The sequence below is a fragment of the Amycolatopsis dendrobii genome (assembly GCF_014145675.1).
GTDB lineage: Bacteria > Actinomycetota > Actinomycetes > Mycobacteriales > Pseudonocardiaceae > Amycolatopsis > Amycolatopsis dendrobii.
In genome coordinates, this window is the sequence record NZ_JACGZW010000002.1 from 84,067 (window position 1) to 104,819 (window position 20,753).

Sequence of the window (20,753 nt, forward strand, 5' to 3'; positions counted from 1 at the left end):
CCTGCTTGTTAGAAAACCAGCAGGCGGCGCGGACGCATTCGGTGCGAGGGGTACACCGAATGCCGGCTCATCCGCGCCGCTGCAACGACCGCGCGATGATCGTCCGCTGGATCTCGGACGCGCCTTCGTAAATGCGCGGCGCCCGGACCTCCCGGTAGAGATGCTCCAGCAAATGCCCGCGCCGCAGTGCTCGTGCGCCGTGCAATTGCACCGCTTGATCCACCACATATTGCGCGGTCTCGGTCGCGAACAACTTCGCCATCGCCGCGCGACCGGCCAGATTCTGCTCGCCCGCGTCGTAAGCGGCTGCTGCGGCGTAGACCAGGAGGCGGCCGGCTTCCGTTCGCGTGGCCATTTCGGCCAGCGTGTGTGCCACAGTTTGCTGCTTCACCAACGGGCCGCCGAAGGCCTCGCGCGAAGCTGTGTACTCCACGGTCGCGTCGAGGGCGGCTTGTGCCATGCCGACCGCGAAAGCGCCGACGCTCGGACGGAACAGGTCCAAAGTCCGCATGGCTACGGCGAAACCGCGGTTCTCCTCGCCGAGCAGTTCGTCGCGATTCACCCGGACGCCGTCGAATACCACCGTGCCGATCGGGTGCGGGCTCACCAAATCCAGGTGTTCGCCGCTGAGTCCGGCGCGATCGCCGGGGACGACGAAGGCGCTGACGCCGCGTGCTCCGGCGTCGGGAGTCGTGCGGGCGAAGACCGTGTAGAAGTCGGCTTCCGGGGCGTTCGAGATCCACATTTTCGTGCCGGTGAGCCGCCAGCCGTCGCCGTCTGGTTCGGCGGCGAGTTGCAGCGCGGCGGCGTCGGATCCCGCGTCCGGTTCGGTCAGTGCGAAAGCGGCGACGGCGTCACCGGCGGCTACGGCGGGGAGCCAGCGTTGGACCTGCTCGTCCAAACCGGACTGAAGTACCGGGTAGCTGCCCAAACCCTGCAATGCCAAGGCAGTCTCGGCTTCGGTGCTTTGCGTGGCGAGAGCTTCGCGCAGCAAGCACAGGTCGGTCGCGGCGGCTTGCCGGGTCGGCTGTCCGCTTTCGACCCCGGGGAACAGTCGAGCGAGCAAACCGTGGGCGCCCATGGCCTTGAGCAGTGGACGGTTGACCGCGCCTTCGGCGCCGGCAGCGGCCAGGTCGACTAGCTGTTCGGCGGCGATTTTCCGGACGGAAGCGGAGTACGCGGTCTGTTCCGGAGTGAAAGCGAAAGCGTTCATCGGGCGTCCTCCGGTCGCCAGCGGGCATGGGCGGTCTGGTGGCCGCCGGTGCGGACCAGGTCGAGCCGCGGTTCTGGACCGTCGGTGCGGCCGGTTTGCGGCGGGCGTTTGCCCGCTGCCCACTGTTTCGGCCACGCCACCGGATACTCCTGCGCGGCGGCCGCGTGCAGGGTCCATTGTGGATTGAACAGGTGGGTGCGGCCGAGTGCGCACAGGTCGGCCCGGCCCGCCAGGATGAGCGAGTTGACGTCGTCGTAAGAGGAAATCGCGCCGACGGCGATCACCGCGGTGCCATAGCGGCGGCCGACTTCATTGCGGATCCGGTCGGCGTACGGCGTTTGGTAGCTGCGGCCGAACTTCGGCTTCTCCTCGCTGACCACCTGACCGGTCGACACGTCGATCGCGGCCGCGCCGTGTTCGGCGAACGCTTGCGCGATGGCGACGGCTTCGTCGGCGTCGTTGCCGCCTTCGAACCAGTCGGTGGCGGAGATCCGGACGGTGAGCGGACGGTCGGCCGGCCACACCGCGCGGATCGCGTCGAAGACTTCCAGCGGGAAGCGCAGCCGGTTTTCCGGGGAGCCGCCGTAGGAATCGGTGCGGTGGTTGGTGAGCGGGGACAGGAACGACGACAACAGATAGCCGTGTGCGCAGTGCAGTTCGAGCAGATCGAACCCGGCGCGTGCGGCAGCTTCCGCGGCCGAGACGAACTGGTCCCGGATCTCGCCCAGTTCGGCGACGGACAGCTCACGCGGCGTCTGGTTGTTCGGCGAGTACGGCAGCGCGGACGGCGCGCAGACCTCCCAGTTGCCTTCCGGCAGCGGGTCGTCGATGCCTTCCCACATCAGTTTCGTGGAGCCCTTGCGGCCGGAATGCCCTAGCTGCAACCCGATCTTCGCCGGGGTTTCGCGGTGCACGAACTCGACGATCCGCTGCCACGCGGCTTCCTGCCCGGAGGTGTACAGGCCGGGGCAGCCCGGCGTGATCCGGCCTTCGGCGGACACGCAGATCATCTCGGTCATGACTATCCCGGCCCCGCCGAGTGCCTTGCTTCCCAAGTGCACCAGGTGGAATTCGCCGGGAACGCCGTCGACCGCGGAGTACATGTCCATCGGCGACACGATGATCCGGTTCGGCAATTCGAGCGAACCGATCCGCACCGGCTGGAACATCGGCGGCGCGACGGAAGTGCCGAGCGAATCGGCGAACCACTGGTCCAGCGAGGCGGCGAATTCCTTGTCCCGCAGCTTCAGGTTGTCGTAGGTGACGCGACGGCTGCGGGTAAGCAGGTTGAACGCGAACTGTTCCGGTTCCTGATGCGTGTACTGCGCCAGATTCTCGAACCACTCCAGGCTCGCCTGCGCCGCACGCTGCGTAGAAGCGACCACTGGACGTCGCTCTTCTTCATACGCGGCAAGGGCTTCCGGAACACTCGGCTGCTCGTGCAGACACGCGGCAAGCGCGAGCGCGTCCTCCATGGCGAGCTTCGTGCCCGATCCGATCGAGAAATGCGCGGTGTGTGCCGCGTCGCCAAGCAACACGACATTGTCGTGGACCCAGCTTTCGCAGCGGACCGTGCCGAAGGTGGCCCACTTGGAGTTGTTGGCCAGCAACTGATGTCCGTCGAAAATGTCGCCGCACAGCTCGCGGATCAGCTCGATCGACTTCTCGTCGCTTTCACCCGGGCCGAGTCCGGTCGCGGCGATCGGACCGAACGCCCGCTGCCACACGTCATCGTGCATCTCGAGGATGAACGTGCTGCCGTCCCGGCCGTACGGATAGCCGTGGACCTGCATGATGCCATGCGGGGTTTCGAGCACGTAGAACTTGAACGCGTCGAACACGAGGTCGGTGCCGAGCCAGAGGTAGCGGCACTGCCGGGTCTCGACGCTCGGCCGGAACGAATCGGCGAACGCCGTGCGCACCGCGGAATTCACCCCGTCCGCCGCGACCACGAGGTCCGAGGAAGCGGCCAGTTCGGCGGGATCCGGCGCGACACTGCGGAATCGGACATCAATGCCCATTTCGCGACACCGCTGCTGCAGGATCGCGAGCAGCCGTTTGCGGCTCATCGCGGCGAAGCCGTGCCCGCCCGAAGTTGACACGGTGCCGCGGTAATGCACGTCGATGTCGTCCCAGCGCGCGAACTCCCGGCTCATCGCCTCGTGCACAGCCGAGTCGGCGTGCTCGATGCCGCCGAGCGTCTCGTCCGAGAAGACGACGCCGAAGCCGAACGTGTCGTCAGGCGCGTTGCGCTCCCAGACCGTGATCTCGTGGTCCGGGCCGAGTTGTTTCGCGAGCACGGCGAAGTAGAGGCCCGCTGGCCCGCCGCCGACTACTGAAATCCGCACGCGAACCAGGGTATGTCGTCTGTCCTACGGTCGTCAAGAAGACGATAGATGGGTTACGCTCACCGGCATGGAGCGGATCAATCCCCCCGAACTGGGCAAGCCGTCGGGGTTCTCGCACGCGGTGGCGGCGCAGGGCAGGCTGGTGTTCCTCGCCGGACAGACCGCATTGGACGCGGACAACCGGATCGTCGGCGACGGCGTCGTGGAGCAGTTCGAGCGCGCGCTCGGCAACCTGCTCACCGCGTTGCGCGCGGCCGGCGGCGAACCCGCGGACCTGTGCGGCCTGACCGTCTACATCGTCGACATGGACGACTACCAGGCACACGCGCGCGAAATCGGCCGCGTGTGGAAGCGGCTGGTCGGCGCGGATTACCCGGCGATGGCGGGCATCGGCGTCAACCGGCTGTGGGACGTCGAGGCGCTGGTGGAAGTGCAGGGCTACGCGGTGGTCAACCGCTGAGCACCTGCCGCAGGTGCGTGCGGGCGGCTTCCTCGAGCCGGTCGTGCAGCGTGAAGAACACCTCGGCGGCGCGGATGCCGGACCAGCCCTCGGGCAGCAATTCCGCGGGCAAGCACGGGTCGAGATACGGCATCCGCCGCCAGCCGGTGAGCACGCGCAGGTAGTCGGCGAATGCTTCGTCGGCGGGCGTCGTGCGACGGCGCTGCCACCGGCGCAGCGCCGCTTCGTGTTCTTCGAGGAACGCCGTGTACAGCTCGTCCAGCTGGTCCAGGTCCCACCATTCGCGCACCTTCTCGCGCGGGTCGCCGAAGGCGAGGTGCTCGGCGCGGAACAGGTCGGCGTACTCGGCGAGTCCGAGCCGCTCCAGCGTGCCGACGGTGACCTCGTACAGGTGCGCCGGCGCGATCCAGACGCCTGAGGACGCGGTGCCGAACCCGAGCCTCGACAACTGTGTCCGCAGCACGTGCCGCTTGTGCCGTTCGGCTTCCGGCACCGAAAACACCGCGAGCAGCCAGCCGTCGGCGAGCTTCGCGCGGTCCCGGCGGAAGATCCGCTCGTCGCCTTCGCGCAGCAAATCCAGTGCGGTACCGGACAATTCGTACCCGGCGGCTCCGTCGCGGCGCACCGCTTCGAGCACGCCGCGCCGTTTGAGCCGGGAAATCGACGACCGCACGGCGGGTTCGTCGACCCCGACCGCGGCCAGCAAATCGATCAGCGAGGCGACCGAAAGCCATTCGCCGCCCGCCTGGTGATGCACGCCGTAGACCGACACAATGAGGTGCCTTGGCTGGGTCGCGCGCCCGCCGTCGACGTCGGCTGCTTCCGGTACGGCCGTCACCCGATCACCATACAGCGCGGTTCGCTGCCAATCCGACTACCGCCAGAGGCGGAGACGGGTTTCCGGCGAGCACATCGGCTGCGGACCGTCTCCGCCTGCCTTCCGGTCGGATTGGCAACTGGCGAGGGGTAGCATTCCCGGCGCGATGGCGTTTGTGAGCAATGCACCTTTGGTGAGCCGGCTGACCCGCCGCGGACGGCTGATGGCAAAACGCACCTGCGACCGCCGGGGACATGCCTTCGCGTTCGGCCGGTTCCTTTTCCGCACCCCCACCGCCTGGGAGTACGCGGCGGCGGTCGCGGGCGGCAGCGATCCGGCCGCGCAGCGCTGGCTCGGCTGGCTTCCCGATTCGGTGGTGGCCGAGCCGATGCGCGGCGAGGCGCTGCGCGTCATCCCCGGCACCGGACCGGACTGGACCACGCCGGACCCGCATTCGGTGGACGTCGTCGCGATCGATCTCGTGGCGGGCCGCTGCGCCGGTCTCGTGAGCGTGCACGCCGGCGAGGACGGCGGCCCGGAAACCGGCGGCTATCTCGCGCCGGGGTATCGCGGGCAAGGATTCGGCCGCGACCTGTTCGCCGCGGGCCTGGTGCTGGCGCATGAGCATCTCGGGCTTTCGCGGGTGCGCGCGGGCGCGGAGGTCGGCAACGTCGCGAGCGGCCGTTCGCTGGAAGCGGCCGGACTGCGCCGGGTGCCGGGCCCGCCGCAGTACACGCTGCCGGACGGGCGGGCCTGCGAGGCCTGGTGGTATCAGCACGACGCCGCTTGGCCGCGGAAATGTGCGGGACCGCAGGCGCAGTGGCTAGTCGCCTCGTGAGTGGCAATACCGGTTAGAACCGGCGTTGCCACTCACGACCCGTACTCCTCATACGCCCGCAACGTCCTGATCACCACTGCCCGCTCGCCAGGACTCAACGGCGCCAGTGCCGCCTCCCACGCCTTCGCCCCGCGTGCGAGCCACGCGTCCACGGCGGGCCGCTTGTCCGCGTGGATGCTCACGATGGTGCGCCGCCGGTCGTCCGGGTCCTCGGCGCGCTCCAGCACGCCTTGCCGGGACAGATCGCCGATCATCAGACTCGCTGTGGTGGGCGCGATTTCGAGCCGTCCGGCGAGTTCGTTGACCGTCATCGGGCCGTCGAACAACAGGTAGGCCAGCAGGGACAAATGCCGCGGCGCGAGCGCGACGTCGTCGAGTTCCGGAGGCGGCGGCGTCCGCTTCGCGCGCCCGACGAGACGGGGCATGAGCAGCAGCAGTTCGCGGACCCCGTCCTCGACGGTCGGGCCGGATTCGGTGGCCATGCCGCGACAGTACCTGCGCGTGTGTTGACAGCCCGATTCGCGCGATCCTAGGTTTGTTGTTACATCATCAATCAGGGAGTTTTCCGATGTCGGACTGGAACCAGCAGATCATCGACGAGTTCCGCGCGAACGCGGGCAAGGTCGGCGGCATGTTCGAGGGCAAGAACATGGTGCTGATCACGCACACCGGCGCGAAAAGCGGCAAACAGCGGGTCAGCCCGCTGGTGTACACCACTGACGGCGACCGGATCGTGATCGTCGCGTCCAAGGGCGGCGCGGACACCAACCCGGACTGGTACCACAACCTCGTCGCGAACCCGGCCGTCACGGTCGAGATCGGCACCGACAAGTTCCCGGCGAAGGCGAAGCTCGTGACCGACCGCGCCGAGCGCGACCGGCTGTACGCCAAGATGGTCGAGCACGCGGAGGGTTTCGCGGAGTACGAGAAGAAGACCGAGCGGCTGATCCCGGTCTTCGTTCTCGAGCGCTGACTCAGTCCAGCGGCTGTCCGTAGACGAAGCTCCGCAACCGTCCAGTCGACATCGGGTCCAGCGGAGCGAACAGCTTGGCGTGCGCGGCCCGCACGGTCGCCGCGTCCGGTTCGATCATCGACAGCGCGCGCACGGTGTAGCGCGAATCAGCGGTGAAGTCCGGTGCGGATGAGTGCCGGTACGCGCCGCCGAGCAGATCGATGATCAGCACAGTCGGAACCGGGGCGTCCGGGCCGGCGTGGTCGAGCACAGTGCTCAGCACGTCGTCCCGGAGCTCCGGCAGCACGCGGTTGTCGCCGAGGTACGAGTGCGGGTTCGGCGGTTCCGCGGCGATCTTCCCGGAATCGGTGAACGGCATCGTGGTCAGCGTTTCCTGGAGCGGGCCGAGGGCACGCAGCGGCGCGACGAGCTCGTCTCCGCCAATGCCGGGATAAGCCACGCGGATGTGCGCGATGTGCTTGCCGCGCAACGGTTCCGGCACCATCGGCAGATTCGGGTACGGCACCATCGCGACCGAGGTGCCGACGGTGTCCGGCAGGTCGAGGGTCCAGTCGCGCCAGGTGCGCAGGACGTCCGGGATCTTGGCGGTGTCGAAGTACAGTCCGCCGCCGTAAAGCGTGGTCACTGGCACCAGTTCGAACTCCAGCGAGGTCACGATCCCGGCGTCGATCGGACCGGTCGTGCGCCTGCCGTCGGGACGGACGATCTCGGCGGAGCGGACGCGGTCCGAGGCCAGTCCGAAGTGCCGGCCGAGGAGACCGAAACCGCCGCCGAGGGTGTAGCCGACCACGCCGACGCCGGGGGCCGAACCGCTCAGCGGCGCGAGCCCGTGCTCCGCGGCCGCGGTGATGACGCTGCCCCAGGTGGTTCCGGCTTCGACGCGGGCCGCCTTGCGGTCCGGATCGATGGTCACGCCGGTCATCCGGCGCGTCGAGATCAGCACGCCCTCGGCAGGCGCGCGCAGCCCGTGGCCGGTCGCCTGCACGGAAACCGGCAGGTCGCGCTCGGCCGCGAGCCGGACCGCGGCGGCGACGTCGTCCGCGCTGGTGGCGGCGACGACCAGTTGCGGGGTTGAGGTGATGCCGGTCTGGAACCCGGCGATCTCGTCGCGGTAACCGGCCTGGTCAGGGGTGAACGTCTGCATGCCATCAGCGTGCTGGCGTTTCAGTGATAAGTCCAAGAGATACTAGTTCCAGCAGCTAGAATTACTGGTTATGGAACTGCATCAGCTCGAGTACTTCGTCGCGGTCGCGGAGGAAGCCAACTTCACGCGCGCGGCGGCCCGGATGCACGTCGCGCAGCCCGGGGTCAGCGCGCAGATCCGGCGACTGGAACGGGAGCTGGGGCAGCCGCTGTTCGACCGGTCCGGGCGCACGGTACGGCTCACCGGCGTCGGCGAGGCCGCGCTGCCGCACGCCCGGGCCGCGCTCGCGGCGGTGGCAGCGGTGCGCGAGACGGTCGCCGAGCACGAGGGGCTGGTGCGCGGGCAGGTGGCGATGGGGATGGTGACTTCTCTTGGACCGGTGGAGCTGCCGGAGTTCCTGGCCGGGTTCGCAGAGCGGTACCCGGGGGTGGAAATCACGCTCAGCGAAGCGAATTCCGATCTGATGATCGAGGCGTTGCGCGAGGGCCGGATGGACGTCGCGGTGATCGGCCTCGCCGACGGCGTGCCTGCCGGGCTGACCGCTCAGATCGTGCTCGACGAGGAGCTGGTCGCGGTCACCGCGCCGCGTGACGAATTCGCTGACCGTACTTCGCTCACCCTCGCCGACCTGGCCGAACGGTCGCTGATCTGCCTGCCGAAGGGCACCGGTATGCGGGGCGTGCTGGATCGCGGGTTCGCCGCGGCCGGGCTGCGTTCGCGGGTGACGATCGAGGCGAGCGACCCGAACGTGCTGGCCAAGCTGGCGATGCGCGGCCTCGGGGTGGCGCTGGTCCCGCGATCGCTGGCCCGGTACTACGCCGGGGAACTGCACACCCTGCGGCTGCGGCCGGAACTGCGCGGGCAGCTGGCGCTGGCGTGGCGGTCCAACGGCCCGGCCGGGCCCGCGGCCCGGGCGCTCATCGAGTTTGCCCAGTCGGCGCTCTAGCGAGCGGCGAAGGATACCCACGCCGCCTCGGACTCGCCAAGGAATTCGGGCCGGAATTCCCGAATCGACGACCGGGAACTCCCGAACAGAACCGGTCGAGTGGGCCGTTCAGGTTGTCTTGCCGCGAATTCGCGGAAATTCGTCGTACTGTCGGAATCGGCCGCGAGCGCGGTCGAAGTTCCGGAGAAGGCGGAGGTATTTCCGTGAAGCTTGTTCGTCTCGTGCGCAAGGCCCTTCCGGGCAAGAGTCTGAAGTCTTATGCCTGGTACGGCTGGATCTGACCGTCCCGTTAAACGGGACCGGCCGGTTTCGGAATTCCCCGGAACCGGCCGGTTTGCCGCTCAAGAGGAGTTGTGCGTGACCATTCCCGCTGAACGGAACAAAGTGCGGCAGGTGGTATTCGCGCCGCGGATTCAAGAACTGTTCGACCGTTATCGGGGGAAATCCTTCTTTCGGCTGGAACCGGACACTGTCGGCATCGCCGGGGCCGAGTTGATGGACGCGCTGCTGCGCAGCAGGCCGCCGAACGCCGAGGAGCGGCCGACGTTCAAGCCGGTGCGCGGCCGGGTGGTCACGCGGCCGGAATCGTCGGCGCTGATGCGCGCGGTCGGCGCGGACGTGCGTGCCGCGCTCAAAAAGCCGCTCGGCGGGGCCGACCTCGCCGGGACATGGCCCGCCACGGCGCACAACTACCTGCGTGACCTGGTGTTCGGCCGCGAACAGCGGCGGTTCCGGGTTCTCGTCGACCGCCGGTTGGAGCTGACACCGAAGATCACCTGGGCGGCGGTCGCCACCGGAGCCGCGCTCTGGGGACGGCCCGCGCCCGAGGTCGCGCTGTCCACTTTGGCGCGGATGGTGCTGGAAGCGGACACCTACGACCAGCGCCGCTTCGCGATGTACCTCTACCGGCGCGTGGCCGGTCCGGTCTGCTTCACCGTCGCCGCGCTGGTCACGAACGCCCTGTGGCTCAGTTCGCCGCTGGAGGACGACGTGCCGACCGAGTACGTGCTCAACGAGGCACTGCGCCTCCTGCCGCCGTCGTGGAACATCCTGCGCGTGCGTTCGCCGGAGTTCACCGAGGTGGACGCCCGGATCGGCACTGGCGACGACGTCCTGCTGCTGCCGCTGCTCAGCCACCGCGACCCCGAACTGTGGGACGCGCCCGACGAGTTCCGGCCGAGCCGCTGGGCCGCGCTCGACCCGGACACCCACCCCGGCTACTTCCCGTTCGGGCACAGCAACGAACGCTGCTGGGGACGGCACCTGGTGCTGCCGCTGGCGGAACGCGTCCTCGACCTGGTCCGGCGCGACGGTCTGATCGTCGATCCGGCGCAAACGCGGGCCCGGGTGCACCTGGACGGGCTGCTGGAGGTTTCGGACGTGCGGGTCGTACGTGCCTGAGGGCTCTTGACAACGTGTCAACGGAGGCGTTCCCCTGGACGGATGCTCCAGGACGGCGTGCTCGGCGTCAGCCTGCTCGCGGGCGGCGCGAACGTGATCATGCAGCTGGGCCGGCCCGCGGTCGGGTACGGCGTGCTGGAAAGCCGGATCGACTCGGGGAATCTGTTCAAGCATCCGCTGAAACGCACGCGCACCACCGTCACCTACCTCGCGGTCGCCGTGCTGGGCACCGACGCGGACCGGGCGGCGTACCGGCGAGCGGTGAATTCGGTGCACGCACACGTGGTCTCGACCGAGGCGAGTCCGGTGCGGTACCGGGCTTTCGACCGGGAGCTGCAGCTGTGGGTCGCCGCCTGTCTGGCCCATGGCGTCGAGGACGTGCATCGCGTGTTTCTCGGCCGGCCCGCTCCGGAATCGTGGTACGCCGAGGCCGCGGTGCTGGGCACGACGCTGCAGGTGCGTCCGGAAGACTGGCCGGAGGACTTCGCCGCGTACTGGGCGGACGGACTGGCCCAAGTGGACATCGACGACCGGCTCCGCGAGTACCTCACCGCCATCGCGAATCTGGAATTCCTGCCGCGGCCATTCTCGTTCCTCTTCGGACGGTTCCACCGCTTCGTCACGACCGGCTTCCTGCCGGAAGTGTTCCGCGAGCAGATGCGGCTGCCGTGGTCGGCCGCGCAGCAGCGCCGGTTCGATCGGCTGATGCGCGGGATCGGCCGAATGGTCGAACCGCTTCCGGTGCGGGCGCGGCGTTTCCCTTATGACGCGTGCCTCGCGGACTTCCGGCGGCGGTTGCGGAAAGGAAAACCGCTCGTCTAAGCGGTTGACCGGACTGCGCCGGTCGGCAAGGGTTGGCGGATGGCCACTGCCGACGTACTTTCTGCCGCGGAGGCAGCATGAGCAAAGCGGATGAGGTGCGCGAAGGGGTTTCCCTGACCAACCTTGACCAGGAGCTGTTCGCCGACGCCGGGGTGACCAAGCGCGACCTCGTCGACTACTTCGACGCCGTTTCGGACCGGTTGCTGCCGGTGCTGCGCGATCGTCCGCTGTCGGTGATGCGCGTGCTGCGCGGACAGGACGCGTTCATGCAGAAGAACCTGCCGAAATACACGCCGGAGTGGGTGCCGCGGGCGAAACTGTGGGCGGAGAGTTCACAACGGACAGTCACCTACGGCCTGTGCAACGACCGCCGGACGCTGCTGTGGTTCGGCAACCAGCGCGCGGTCGAATTGCATCCCGCGCTGACCCGGGTGGATCCGATCGGCCAGACCGATCTGATCATGGACCTCGATCCGCCCGACGGCGCGGACTTCAGCGTCGCGGTGGCGGCGGCTCGGCTGGTGCGGCAGGCGTTGGCCGACGCCGGGCTCGCCGGTGCGTTGAAGACCAGCGGGTCCAAGGGCGTGCACGTGTTCGTGCCGCTGGTTCCCGGTCTGTCTTTCGAGGACGTCGCGGCGGCGACCCGGGCGGTCGGTGCGCGAGCGGAACGGATCGATCCGCGGCTGGCGACCACGGCGTTCATCCGGGAAGACCGGCACGGCAAGGTGTTTCTCGATTCGACCCGTGCGGGAGGGGCGACCGTGGCGGCGGTTTACAGCCCGCGGATCCGGCCGGGCACACCGGTGTCGTTCCCGGTCCGCTGGGCCGATGCGGACAACGTCACACCGGCGGATTTCACGGTGAAGACCGCGGTGGAGCTGTTGGGCAACGCTGATCCGTGGGCGGAGGAATTGCCGGAACCGCAGGAACTTCCGGCGGATCTCGTCGCCGAGGGGCACACGATCCCGGTCGCCCGGGTCGCGGCGATGCACGAGGGCAAACGCCGGGCCCGGGCGCGCCGGGAATCAGGGGAGAGCGAGTAGATCCTGGTGGTGCACGGTGACCTCGGTGATCTGCCGGTCCTCGGGTACCGCCAGGTCGGGTTGCTGTTCTCGTGCCGCGGCGACGAATCCGCGGTACCAGGTGTCGATGAGTTCGCGGTGTTCCGGGCCGAGCTGCCACGGTGACGGTCTGGTGTGGACGGTCCAGCCGTGCCTTGTGAACTCTGCCGCGGTGAAGGCGGCGGCTTCTGGGCCTAGCTTTCCGGCGCGGCGTTGGTGGTCGTTGAAGGCGTTGTTGAGTGCTTCGTCCGCTGCGTCCGCCGGCGTGATTCGAGCCGATCCGGTCACGGACAACGTGAACAGTGCCGGGCTTTGTGCGTCCACACAGGACTTCACTAATCGCTGGATCTCCTCCTTGGCAAGGAGATCCAGCAGCGCGGAAGCTGTCACCAAAGAAGTGCCGGTCAGATTCAGCCGAGTCGCATCGGCTTGCTCCGTCTCGACGCTGATCCCCGGCGGAAGACTGCGTGCGGCGATCTCGAGCAGCCGCGGGTCCTGGTCGTGCAGAATCCACCGCTGCGGTTTCGGAAGCCGGCCGGACAGCCACCGTCCCATCGCCCCGGTCCCGCAGCCGAGGTCGCGCACGACCGCCGGGCCGGCCGGGAGCAAGGCGACCAGATCGGCCGCCCGGGCCGCGGTGTCGGCTGGCTCTCTGAGCCGCAGCCATTCCGGCGCGTAACCGGAAGAGTCCACTGTGGTCACAAGGAGCGCTCGTATCCGGCCGAAGCGGCGTGGGATTCGTGCAGGGTCACTGAAATCTGGGCCAGTCCGCGGGCGTTCTCGCCGAGTTCTCCGGCGTGGATCCGGTCCGCGAGCCGGTCGGCGATCACCTTGGCGAGGTATTCCGTCGACGTGTTGATCCCGGCGAAATCGGGTTCGTCGTCCAGATTCCGGTAGTTCAGGTCAGCGAGCACCGCGCCGAGCTGCTGAGTCGCGAGCCCGATGTCGACGACGATGTTGTCCGAGTCCAATTCGGACCGCCGGAACGTCGCGTCGACCACGAACGTCGCGCCGTGCAAGCGTTGCGCCGGGCCGAAAACCTCGCCGCGGAAACTGTGGGCGACCATGATGTGATCGCGCACGGTGACACTGAACAACGCGTTCTCCTTTACGGGTAGGTGATCCGGTGAGCCAGTCCGCGCAGCGTTCCGTCCGCTAGCCGCGCCGCGACGTCCGGCAGTTCGGCGAAGGTGGATTCGCTGGTGATCAGCGCGTCGAACGCCGGGTCCGCGAGCAGCCGCAACGCCAGCGCCATCCGGTCGCCGTAACCGCGCCGCGCCGCGCGAGCCGGCGAGACGGTACCGACCTGGCTGCCGCGCACAGTGAGTCGTCGCGAATGGAAGTTCTCTCCGAGCGGCACTGACACCTGACGGTCGCCGTACCAGCTCAGCTCGACCACCGTGCCCTCGTTGCCGAGGAGTTCCAGCGAACGCGCGAGCCCGGCGTCGGTCGCGCTGGCGTGCACCACGAGGTCGAGGTCGCCAGTCGCGGTTTCCGGGGCGGTGTAACGGATGCCGAACGCGTCCGCGACCTCCGCGCGGTCCGGATCGGGGTCGACGAGCTGGACGTCAACGCCGGGAAACCGGGACAGCAGCCGCGCGACACTGCAGCCGACCATCCCTGCCCCGACCACTGCGATCCGGTCGCCGACCAGCGGTGCCGCGTCCCAGAGCGCGTTCACCGCGGTCTCGACCGTCCCGGCGAGCACCGCCCGCGCCGCGGGGACGTCGTCCGGCACCACTGTGACCGCCGACGCGGGCACCACGTACTCGGTCTGATGTGGATAGAGGCAGAACACCGTGCGGCCGGTCAGCTCCGGCGGTCCGGAAAGGACCTCGCCGACGTTCAGGTAGCCGTACTTGACCGGCCACGGAAAGTCGCCCTCCTGATACGGCGCGCGCATGATGCCGTGCTGGCTCTCCGGCACCCCGCCGCGCAGCACGAGACTTTCCGTGCCGCGGCTCAACGCCGAAAAACGCGTTCGGACCAGCACTTCGCCGGCTCCCGGAGCAGCCACCTCGGCCGATCGGAGCTCCCCGCCCGCGGCCGAAGTGAACCAGAAGGCCTGCGCCGCCCGTGTCAAGGTTGTCCTCCGTTGCTGCCGGATCGAGGAGAAATGGCTGTCTCCACCTGTACACGAACCCCGGCCGAGCTGGGTTCAACGGTCGTCCAGCAGGCCCCCGCGCTGCTGGCGCAACTCGCCCTGCTGACCCTGCTGACGGTCACGACCGGCCTCGGCTTGGCCGGCTGGGCAGTCGGCGTGGCGTACCTCCTCGGCCTGTTAGTGCTGCTCACCCAGGGTGCCTGGCGAATCCGGGTGTACCGCCTGGGCCCCGCCGATCAGGTGACCCTCGCCCGAGCGGCCCTGATCGGCACCGTGACCGCCCTGGTCGCCGACCGCCTGGGCGGGCACCCGGCGCTGACCTTGATCGTCCCCATCGCCGCGGTCGCCCTGGCCCTGGACGCACTCGACGGATACGTCGCCCGCCGCACCGGTACCGTCTCCGCGCTGGGCGCCCGCTTCGACATGGAAGCGGACGCTTTCCTGATCCTGGTGCTGAGTGTCCTGGCCGCCACCACGGTCGGCCCGTGGGTCCTGGTGATTGGCCTGATGCGGTACGCCTTCGTCGCCGCGGCCCGGCTGTGGCCGTGGCTCCGTGCCCCGCTGCGCCCCAGCCGGGCCCGGAAGGCAGTGGCGGCTTTGCAGGGAATCGCCCTGACCGCCGCGGTTGCGGGAGTCGCACCGGGGGTCTTGGCGGGTATTTCGGTGGCGATGCTGAGCTGGTCATTCGGCCGCGACGGGTGGTGGCTGTACCGGAACCGTGCCGCCTAGGTTCGCGAATTCCGTTGCGGCGATTCTTCTGGCCTCAACGTTTCGGTGTCGGAAACACTGTCGTGGCTCTTGATTTCGAAGTACGGCACAAGGGCCAGCCGCTTGCCCCGCGCAGTGCCGTCCAAGCGGAACTACTGCAGGTGAAGCGGCTGGCCCCGGGATGCGGTATCGGCCCCCCTCAGGCTGATTGCCAACCTCCCAATGCCCACCATAGCGGGGTCTGAATAGCACTGCTTAACCCGTCCGTGGGTCACCGGGTCGTATTTCTCTTCGCGGTATCTGGCGTCACGTCAATAGTGGACGGAATTGCTCTCGAGCTGCGGATCCGCAGCGATTAGCGATCGCAAAAAGAAACCGTACACGTATCTTGCTGGCCACTCCGCGGTCAAGGACAACGGGGATCGGTGATCCGGTATCCATCCCGCAGCGGTCCGCCAGCGCGGTCAAGCACCGCACGGGCGACCGCGCCGAGCCGAGGCGCGTCCGGCAAGGCAGTGGCCAGCTGTTCGGCCAGACGGGGATCGTGCTCGCGCAGTTCGCGCCACAGCCATTTGCCGGTGCCTTGCCAATGCTGACCGGCCAGCAGGGCGAGTTGCGCTGTCTTGGTCAGCACCCGGGCGGCGATGAAGGCGATCTCGGCCGGGTCGTCGGCTCCGGTCAGGTCGTCGAGCTGGTCGGTGAGTTCGTATCGCTGCGCGTCGAGTTCGCTTGACGTCGCGGCGGCGGGTCCCGCGGCCAGGCGTTGCCGCATCTCGGTTTGCAGCCGGGCACCGAGGCCGTCGTCGGCCACGAGCGCTCCCTCGGCGATGAGCCGGGGGATGCCTGGCCAGCGGCGGGCCAGATTGTCGGCGCAATAGGCGCGCAAGGTTTCTTCGTCGTGCACCAGTGCTTCCACAGGCCAGTTTTCCCAGGTGAACGACTGCCGGCGCGGGGCGTCGCGGGGTCCGGTGACCACCACGAGGTCGAGATCGGACGTCGCCGTGCGCCGGTCGGTCAGCACACTGCCGCCGACGATCACGACCCGGGCGTCCGCGAACAACCGACGGGCGAGCTCGCCGGCGGCGGCGGCCGGCTCGCGCCTGCGCGGGTCCATCGCTCGGTTCAGTGCCTCAGCCCTTCGCACTCAACTGCCACGACACGCCCCACCGGTCGTTCACCCAGGCGAACGGGCCGAAGCCGTAATCGTCGAGCGGCATCAGGGTTCCGCCGCCCTCGCCGAGTGCCTCGTAGGTCCGCTTGAGTTCGTCAGTCGAGTCCACCGTGACGAACAGCGAGGTGGACGGCGTGAAATCGAAGCCGTGCTGGATGAAGCTGTCGCTGCACCGCACCCGCTGCCCGGCGACGGTGAACTCGGCCATCACGATCGTTCCCTCCGGGCCGGGGCCGTCGGCGCCGTAGCGCTCCTCGGACAGCACGGAGTCGCCGGGGAACAGCGAGGTGTAGAAGGACATCGCCTCGGCGGCGTCGCGCTTCTGGAACATCAGGAACGGGACGAGATCGGTCATCGGACTGCCCTTTCGCGGGTTGGGTTCAGGTCCGAACGTGGCATTGACAAGAAGTTTTGTCAAGCGCGCAGCACGACGCACGCGAAGCCGAACGAATGCCGGTAGTCGCGGAGCCACTCGTCGCGGTGGGTGGCCGCGGCGGCGAGGGCTTCGGCCTGGTCTGGGTCTTCCGGGTGGTCGAGGGCCCACTCGGTGAGGCTGCCGGTCCACGACCATTCGTAGGAGTCCAGTTCGCCGCGGGTGCTGGTGTGGCCGTGGGTCGGCGTCCAGCCGGCGGAAACCATCTGGTCGAGCAGTTCCGGCAGGTCTGGCAGGTCGCCGAAGATCTCGAGGGCGGCGGGGGTTGGCTCGGCTTCCCAGTAGGCGTCGCCGATCAGGGCGCGGCCGCCAGGGCGGACGTGGGTTCGCAGTGCGGCGAGGGTGTCCGTCAACCCGCCGAAGGCGTGGGTAGAGCCGATGCACAGGACGGTGTCGAACTCGGCTGCGGCGGGGAATTCGGTGGCGGAGCGCTGGTGGAGGGTCAGGCGGTCGGCGACGCCTCGTTCGGTCGCCGCGGAGCGGGCGCGGGCGAGGGCGAATTCCGAGGTGTCGACGCCGACCGCGCGGAGCTTCGGGTACGCGGTGAGGGCGCGGATGAGCCATTCGGCACCACCGCAGCCCAGGTCCAGGACAACAGCGTCCTCGCGCGGGATGCTGCGAGCGAGCAGGCGCTGGACCTCGTCGTCGCTGATCGGGGCGGCGATGGGGTGCCGGGTGTGGGCGAGTGCGGAAAGTCGTTCACGGTTCACGCGCGCCACGCTGACACGTGCGCGCAGGACCGCGCATCTTGTTTACGAGCGGGTGCGCATCGAGGCCGACGGGGCGGTGCCGAGCACGCGCGCGGCGACCCAGGCCAGGCCGTCGGCGGTTTCGGCGGGGGTGCCTGAGGGCTGCATGACGTGGCTGAGCACGGTGCGCACGACGAGGTCCATGACCACGGTGAGCTGGCCGTCGTCGAGTGGCGGCGCGTAGCCGCGGACCCGGCCGCGCAGGACGGCTTTCGCTTCGGTGAGCAAGGTGCCGGCGCGGGTGGTCAGCAGTGGCAGGAATTCGTTGTCGGTGCCGTGTGTCGCGGAGGCGATGGCGCGCAGCAGGATGTTGTCGTCGGCCAGTTCGAGCACCGCGCGGACGGCGTCGTAGATCGCCTCGACCAGGTCGTCCGGATGCCGGTCGAACGCGGTGCTCACGACCGCGAGGAACCGGCGCAGCTCGTGCGAGATCATCGCCTCGGCGAGCGCGGTTTTCGAGCCGATCTCGTTGTAGACGGTCTGCCTGCTCACCCCGACCAGATCGGCCAAGCGCGCCATGGTGACCGCTGACCAGCCGGATTTCGCGGTGAGTTCGATGGCGGCGGTGATGATGGGCTGCCGGTACTGGCCGCCCGCGGGCACCGGAAGCACGCTCATGACCGTCATCTTATCTCCACCTTCCTCCCCTCCACCGCCCTCAACCGAGTGGCTACGCCACGCAGCGTTCTTTTGTTTCCAGCGCGAAGGCGACTGCCTCGGACCACGGCGCTCGCGCGGCGATCCGTTTGCGGTACTTCATGATGTCGCGCGGCCGGTCGACGGTGAACGCGCCGACGAGCCGGTCGCCGCGGCGGTACAGCGCGGTGAAGCCGTGCTCCGCCGGGACCGCGACGACGACCTCGTCCGCGCGCGGCGTTCCGACGAACTGAATGCGGTGCGAGTACCAATCGGACCAGAAGTACGGCACGGCGCTGAACACCCGGGCACTCGCTGGGTCCAGCGCGTGCCGCGCCGCGGCGGCACCCTGCTCGGCCGCGTTCGTCCAGTGTTCCAGCCGCATCAGTTCGCCGTCGAACAGCGCGTTCGCCACGTGTGCGACGTCTCCGGCCGCATAAACGCCGTGTGCGGCGGCGAGGGTGCCGTCGCAGATGACGCCGCCGTCGCGTTCGTGCAGCAGAAGTCCGCTGTCGCGCAGCCAGCCGGTGGCCGGGGCCGCGCCGATTCCGGCGACCACGAGGTCGGCTGGGAGGACTTCGCCGGTGGACAGCTGGACGCCGGTCACCGCACCGTCCTGCGACGTGAAGCCGGTGACCCTGGTGCCCAGCCGGAGATCGGTGCCTGCCGTGCGATGCAGATCCGCGCAGACCTCGCCGACTTCGGGGCCGATCGCGCGGACCAACGGCGTTTCCAGTGTTTCCACAATGGACACTGGCAGGCCGCGTTTGCGTGCGGCTGAAGCGACTTCCGATCCGATGAACCCGGCACCGATCACGACTGTCCTAGCACCACTGTCCAATGCGGACCGAATGGCCGCGGCGTCGTCCGCGGTGCGCAGCGAGTGAATGCCGGAGATCTCGTCGGTGCCGGGGAGAACGCGGGCGGCGGCTCCGGTGGCGATGACAGCCGCGTCGTACGGGACGGTCGTGTCGCCGGTGCGGATCTCCCTGGCGATCGGGTCGAGTCCGGTCGCGGGAGTGCCCAGCCGGAGTTCGACGCGGAGCTCGCGCAGGTCGTCCGCGCTGAGAAACGGCTCCACCGCAGCCGGTCCGTCCGCCGCGAGGAAGGCCTTCGACAGCGGCGGCCGGTCGTACGGCAGACGGTCCTCCGCGCCGATCAGCACGATCTTCCCGTCGTATCCGATCCGCCGCGCCGATTCGACCGCTCGCAGTCCCGCCAGCGACGCGCCCACCACCGCGAGCGTCATGACACCAGTTTCAGCGCTAGCACCGGGCAGGCGTCGACCGCCGCGGCGAGATCGGTCCGGTGCTCCTCGCTGGGGTTGCCGTCGAGCACCACGACCGTGCCCTCGTCGCCCACCTCGAAGAAGTCCGGGGCCATCGCTTCGCACATGCCCAGGCCGTCACACTTGTTCAAATCCGCTTCGATCCGCATCAGACACTCATCCTTCCGGGAGCAACGAAGTCGACCTTTTCCCTTACGCCGCAGTCGGGACAGCACCAACTGTCCGGAATGGACGACCACGGCGTACCGGCCGGGAAGCCTTCACGCGGGTCGCCGCGCTGCTCGTCGTACACGTATCCGCAACCGGGGCACATCCCGCCTTCGCTGGCGTCGCCGCGCACGTCTTCCGGCACGGAAACCGCCTCGTGAGCCGAAGAGCCATACCGGGCAAGGATTTTCTCCCGCTTCGACGGCTGGATGTTCGCCCGGCTGATGTCGCCGTCGAAGTGGTTGAGCACCCGCTGGTCCATCACTCGCCGCCACAGCGGCGGGAACAGCGCGAGCACGATCATCCCGGCGTACCCGGTCGGCAGCACCGGAGATTCGGCGAAGTCGCGCAGGGTCTGGTAGCGGCGCGTCGGGTTGGCGTGGTGATCGCTGTGCCGCTGCAGGTGGTACAGCAGGACGTTCGTCGCGATGTTGTTGGAATTCCAGCTGTGGCTGGGATCCACGCGCTCGTAGCGACGGCGCTCCGGCGGCCCGACCTTCTGACGCAGCATCCCGTAGTGCTCCATGTAGTTCACGACTTCCAGCAGCGAGAACCCGATCACCGCCTGGATCACCAGGTACGGCAGGATCCCGACACCGAGCCAGGCCACCATCGCCACCCACAGCACAGCGGACATCAGCCACGCGTTGAGCACGTCATTGCCGATCCGGAACGGATGCTTGTCGCGACGGGCGTAACGCTTGCGCTCCAGTCCCCACGCGGATTTCAGCGAGCCGAACACCGTACGCGGCCAGAACCGGTAGAAGCTCTCGCCAACACGGCTCGACGCCGGGTCCTCCGGAGTCGCGACGCGCACGTGGTGGCCGCGGTTGTGCTCGATGTAGAAGTGCCCGTAGAAGCTTTGCGCCAGCGCGATCTTCGACAGCCAGCGCTCGTGGCTTTCCTTCTTGTGGCCCAGTTCGTGCGCGGTGTTGATGCCGATCCCGCCGATGCAGCCGATCGAGATCGCCAGCCCGATCTTGTCCGCGACGGACAGTTCGCCGCGGACGATGAGCCAGAACGCGAAGACGAATCCGACGTACTGGATCGGCAGGAACAGGTAGGTGATCCAGCGGTAGTAGCGGTCCTGTTCGAGCCGTTCGATCACGTCGTCCGGCGGATTGCTCCGGTCGAGGCCCGCGACCAGGTCGATCGCGGGCACGATCGCCAGGATCACGATCGGCCCGATCCAGAACCAGACGCCCCAGCCGGTCGCGGCGTGCAGGCCGATCGCGAGGAACGCGAGCGACGGCACGACCAGCCCGATCAGCCACAGGTACCGCTTCTTGTCGGTCCAGCGTTCGGTCGACCCCAGCGGCACCGTGCCGGTCATCTCGCTCATCGCGCCCTCCTCCGTTGGCTGGCTTTACATGAAGGTAAGACATGTACACCTCGATTGACAAGAGGGTATGAAATGTAAAGTCACCACGGCCG

Annotated in this window: 24 protein-coding genes; 9 read left to right on the forward strand and 15 right to left on the reverse strand. The window is 68.5% G+C overall.

Going from position 1 to position 20,753, the window contains the following annotated elements; all coding sequences use genetic code 11:
* Positions 1-67 precede the first annotated feature (67 nt).
* Together H4281_RS04440 and H4281_RS04445 are read right to left on the reverse strand one after the other, a co-directional pair.
* Complete coding sequence (locus H4281_RS04440; RefSeq protein WP_182889600.1) at positions 68-1,213, reverse strand: acyl-CoA dehydrogenase family protein; 1,146 nt, start codon at positions 1,211-1,213, stop codon at positions 68-70.
* Positions 1,210-3,561 carry a bifunctional salicylyl-CoA 5-hydroxylase/oxidoreductase gene (locus tag H4281_RS04445; protein WP_182889601.1) on the reverse strand — a complete coding sequence of 784 codons (2,352 nt, stop codon included), beginning with the start codon at positions 3,559-3,561 and terminating at the stop codon, positions 1,210-1,212. Before H4281_RS04445 ends, H4281_RS04440 begins: the two co-directional genes overlap by 4 nt.
* Positions 3,562-3,628: 67 nt before the next feature.
* Here H4281_RS04445 and H4281_RS04450 point away from each other — a divergent pair, with 67 nt between their 5' ends.
* The gene (locus H4281_RS04450; RefSeq protein ID WP_182889602.1) at positions 3,629-4,021 is read left to right on the forward strand and encodes a RidA family protein; all 393 of its coding nucleotides are present in this window, start codon (positions 3,629-3,631) and stop codon (positions 4,019-4,021) included.
* Here the strand turns inward: H4281_RS04450 and H4281_RS04455 are convergent.
* Positions 4,011-4,859, reverse strand: coding sequence for a PaaX family transcriptional regulator (locus H4281_RS04455; RefSeq protein ID WP_182889603.1), 849 nt, complete (start codon positions 4,857-4,859; stop codon positions 4,011-4,013). The two genes, H4281_RS04450 and H4281_RS04455, sit on opposite strands and share 11 nt — an antisense overlap.
* A 202-nt stretch (positions 4,860-5,061) precedes the next feature.
* Here H4281_RS04455 and H4281_RS04460 point away from each other — a divergent pair, with 202 nt between their 5' ends.
* A complete protein-coding gene (locus tag H4281_RS04460; protein WP_237597358.1) occupies positions 5,062-5,676 on the forward strand; it encodes a GNAT family N-acetyltransferase in 615 nt (204 codons plus the stop codon).
* 32 nt (positions 5,677-5,708) lie between these two features.
* Here the strand turns inward: H4281_RS04460 and H4281_RS04465 are convergent, their stop codons facing one another.
* A complete protein-coding gene (locus tag H4281_RS04465; protein ID WP_182889605.1) occupies positions 5,709-6,158 on the reverse strand; it encodes a MarR family winged helix-turn-helix transcriptional regulator in 450 nt (149 codons plus the stop codon).
* 86 nt (positions 6,159-6,244) lie between these two features.
* On the opposite strand from H4281_RS04465, the gene H4281_RS04470 reads away from it, so the two are divergent.
* Positions 6,245-6,649, forward strand: coding sequence for a nitroreductase family deazaflavin-dependent oxidoreductase (locus tag H4281_RS04470; RefSeq protein WP_037811027.1), 405 nt, complete (start codon positions 6,245-6,247; stop codon positions 6,647-6,649).
* A 1-nt stretch (position 6,650) separates the two neighbouring features.
* Here the strand turns inward: H4281_RS04470 and H4281_RS04475 are convergent, their stop codons facing one another.
* Positions 6,651-7,793 carry an FAD-binding oxidoreductase gene (locus tag H4281_RS04475; RefSeq protein WP_182889606.1) on the reverse strand — a complete coding sequence of 381 codons (1,143 nt, stop codon included), beginning with the start codon at positions 7,791-7,793 and terminating at the stop codon, positions 6,651-6,653.
* Between the two features lie 70 nt (positions 7,794-7,863).
* Here H4281_RS04475 and H4281_RS04480 point away from each other — a divergent pair, with 70 nt between their 5' ends.
* From H4281_RS04480 to H4281_RS04495, 5 genes are all read left to right on the forward strand, one after another.
* The gene (locus H4281_RS04480) at positions 7,864-8,739 is read left to right on the forward strand and encodes a LysR family transcriptional regulator (RefSeq protein WP_182889607.1); all 876 of its coding nucleotides are present in this window, start codon (positions 7,864-7,866) and stop codon (positions 8,737-8,739) included.
* A gap of 203 nt (positions 8,740-8,942) precedes the next feature.
* Positions 8,943-9,020: a tryptorubin family RiPP precursor gene (locus H4281_RS46750; RefSeq protein WP_369333442.1), complete on the forward strand. Its 78-nt coding sequence runs from the start codon at positions 8,943-8,945 to the stop codon at positions 9,018-9,020.
* Positions 9,021-9,096: 76 nt separating this feature from the next.
* Complete coding sequence (locus H4281_RS04485; protein ID WP_312872049.1) at positions 9,097-10,140, forward strand: cytochrome P450; 1,044 nt, start codon at positions 9,097-9,099, stop codon at positions 10,138-10,140.
* Positions 10,141-10,182: 42 nt separating this feature from the next.
* Positions 10,183-10,962, forward strand: a complete 780-nt coding sequence (locus H4281_RS04490; protein WP_182889608.1) for an oxygenase MpaB family protein — start codon at positions 10,183-10,185, stop codon at positions 10,960-10,962.
* Between the two features lie 77 nt (positions 10,963-11,039).
* Positions 11,040-12,005 carry a DNA polymerase domain-containing protein gene (locus H4281_RS04495; protein ID WP_182889609.1) on the forward strand — a complete coding sequence of 322 codons (966 nt, stop codon included), beginning with the start codon at positions 11,040-11,042 and terminating at the stop codon, positions 12,003-12,005.
* Here H4281_RS04495 and H4281_RS04500 read toward each other — a convergent pair.
* From H4281_RS04500 to H4281_RS04510, 3 genes are read right to left on the reverse strand one after another with little or no spacing between them, the layout of a single operon-like run.
* Positions 11,988-12,725, reverse strand: a complete 738-nt coding sequence (locus H4281_RS04500) for a class I SAM-dependent methyltransferase (protein ID WP_182889610.1) — start codon at positions 12,723-12,725, stop codon at positions 11,988-11,990. The two genes, H4281_RS04495 and H4281_RS04500, sit on opposite strands and share 18 nt — an antisense overlap.
* The gene (locus H4281_RS04505) at positions 12,722-13,120 is read right to left on the reverse strand and encodes a 6-pyruvoyl trahydropterin synthase family protein (protein WP_037811036.1); all 399 of its coding nucleotides are present in this window, start codon (positions 13,118-13,120) and stop codon (positions 12,722-12,724) included. Before H4281_RS04505 ends, H4281_RS04500 begins: the two co-directional genes overlap by 4 nt.
* Before the next feature lie 11 nt (positions 13,121-13,131).
* Positions 13,132-14,106: a zinc-dependent alcohol dehydrogenase gene (locus H4281_RS04510; protein WP_182889611.1), complete on the reverse strand. Its 975-nt coding sequence runs from the start codon at positions 14,104-14,106 to the stop codon at positions 13,132-13,134.
* A 33-nt stretch (positions 14,107-14,139) separates the two neighbouring features.
* Here H4281_RS04510 and H4281_RS04515 point away from each other — a divergent pair, with 33 nt between their 5' ends.
* Positions 14,140-14,856, forward strand: a complete 717-nt coding sequence (locus H4281_RS04515; RefSeq protein WP_182889612.1) for a CDP-alcohol phosphatidyltransferase family protein — start codon at positions 14,140-14,142, stop codon at positions 14,854-14,856.
* 385 nt (positions 14,857-15,241) lie between these two features.
* Here H4281_RS04515 and H4281_RS04520 read toward each other — a convergent pair whose 3' ends face one another.
* The 7 genes from H4281_RS04520 to H4281_RS04550 are packed head-to-tail and all read right to left on the reverse strand — an operon-like array spanning position 15,242 to position 20,661.
* Positions 15,242-15,949, reverse strand: coding sequence for a nucleotidyltransferase domain-containing protein (locus tag H4281_RS04520; RefSeq protein WP_182889613.1), 708 nt, complete (start codon positions 15,947-15,949; stop codon positions 15,242-15,244).
* 16 nt (positions 15,950-15,965) lie between these two features.
* Positions 15,966-16,361, reverse strand: coding sequence for a VOC family protein (locus tag H4281_RS04525; protein WP_182889614.1), 396 nt, complete (start codon positions 16,359-16,361; stop codon positions 15,966-15,968).
* 59 nt (positions 16,362-16,420) lie between these two features.
* Positions 16,421-17,149, reverse strand: a complete 729-nt coding sequence (locus tag H4281_RS04530) for an SAM-dependent methyltransferase (protein ID WP_182889615.1) — start codon at positions 17,147-17,149, stop codon at positions 16,421-16,423.
* 42 nt (positions 17,150-17,191) lie between these two features.
* Positions 17,192-17,815, reverse strand: coding sequence for a TetR/AcrR family transcriptional regulator (locus tag H4281_RS04535; RefSeq protein WP_182889616.1), 624 nt, complete (start codon positions 17,813-17,815; stop codon positions 17,192-17,194).
* A 43-nt stretch (positions 17,816-17,858) separates the two neighbouring features.
* The gene (locus tag H4281_RS04540) at positions 17,859-19,073 is read right to left on the reverse strand and encodes an NAD(P)/FAD-dependent oxidoreductase (protein WP_182889617.1); all 1,215 of its coding nucleotides are present in this window, start codon (positions 19,071-19,073) and stop codon (positions 17,859-17,861) included.
* Complete coding sequence (locus tag H4281_RS04545) at positions 19,070-19,261, reverse strand: ferredoxin (RefSeq protein WP_182889618.1); 192 nt, start codon at positions 19,259-19,261, stop codon at positions 19,070-19,072. The genes H4281_RS04540 and H4281_RS04545 overlap by 4 nt, the downstream gene beginning before the upstream one ends.
* Positions 19,261-20,661, reverse strand: a complete 1,401-nt coding sequence (locus H4281_RS04550; RefSeq protein WP_182889619.1) for a fatty acid desaturase — start codon at positions 20,659-20,661, stop codon at positions 19,261-19,263. The genes H4281_RS04545 and H4281_RS04550 overlap by 1 nt, the downstream gene beginning before the upstream one ends.
* Positions 20,662-20,753 lie beyond the last annotated feature (92 nt).

Bases quoted from the DNA above. Each gene is read 5' to 3' on its own strand.
- H4281_RS04460 (WP_237597358.1), top strand. From the start codon at position 5,062: ATGGCAAAACGCACCTGCGACCGCCGGGGACATGCCTTCGCGTTCGGC.
- H4281_RS04495 (WP_182889609.1), top strand. From the start codon at position 11,040: ATGAGCAAAGCGGATGAGGTGCGCGAAGGGGTTTCCCTGACCAACCTT.
- H4281_RS04440 (WP_182889600.1), bottom strand. From the start codon at position 1,213: ATGAACGCTTTCGCTTTCACTCCGGAACAGACCGCGTACTCCGCTTCC.
- H4281_RS04525 (WP_182889614.1), bottom strand. From the start codon at position 16,361: ATGACCGATCTCGTCCCGTTCCTGATGTTCCAGAAGCGCGACGCCGCC.
- H4281_RS04515 (WP_182889612.1), top strand. From the start codon at position 14,140: ATGGCTGTCTCCACCTGTACACGAACCCCGGCCGAGCTGGGTTCAACG.
- H4281_RS04475 (WP_182889606.1), bottom strand. From the start codon at position 7,793: ATGCAGACGTTCACCCCTGACCAGGCCGGTTACCGCGACGAGATCGCC.
- H4281_RS04550 (WP_182889619.1), bottom strand. From the start codon at position 20,661: ATGAGCGAGATGACCGGCACGGTGCCGCTGGGGTCGACCGAACGCTGG.
- H4281_RS04535 (WP_182889616.1), bottom strand. From the start codon at position 17,815: ATGACGGTCATGAGCGTGCTTCCGGTGCCCGCGGGCGGCCAGTACCGG.
- H4281_RS04480 (WP_182889607.1), top strand. From the start codon at position 7,864: ATGGAACTGCATCAGCTCGAGTACTTCGTCGCGGTCGCGGAGGAAGCC.
- H4281_RS04540 (WP_182889617.1), bottom strand. From the start codon at position 19,073: ATGACGCTCGCGGTGGTGGGCGCGTCGCTGGCGGGACTGCGAGCGGTC.
- H4281_RS04465 (WP_182889605.1), bottom strand. From the start codon at position 6,158: ATGGCCACCGAATCCGGCCCGACCGTCGAGGACGGGGTCCGCGAACTG.
- H4281_RS04450 (WP_182889602.1), top strand. From the start codon at position 3,629: ATGGAGCGGATCAATCCCCCCGAACTGGGCAAGCCGTCGGGGTTCTCG.
- H4281_RS04470 (WP_037811027.1), top strand. From the start codon at position 6,245: ATGTCGGACTGGAACCAGCAGATCATCGACGAGTTCCGCGCGAACGCG.
- H4281_RS04545 (WP_182889618.1), bottom strand. From the start codon at position 19,261: ATGCGGATCGAAGCGGATTTGAACAAGTGTGACGGCCTGGGCATGTGC.
- H4281_RS04490 (WP_182889608.1), top strand. From the start codon at position 10,183: ATGCTCCAGGACGGCGTGCTCGGCGTCAGCCTGCTCGCGGGCGGCGCG.
- H4281_RS04520 (WP_182889613.1), bottom strand. From the start codon at position 15,949: ATGGACCCGCGCAGGCGCGAGCCGGCCGCCGCCGCCGGCGAGCTCGCC.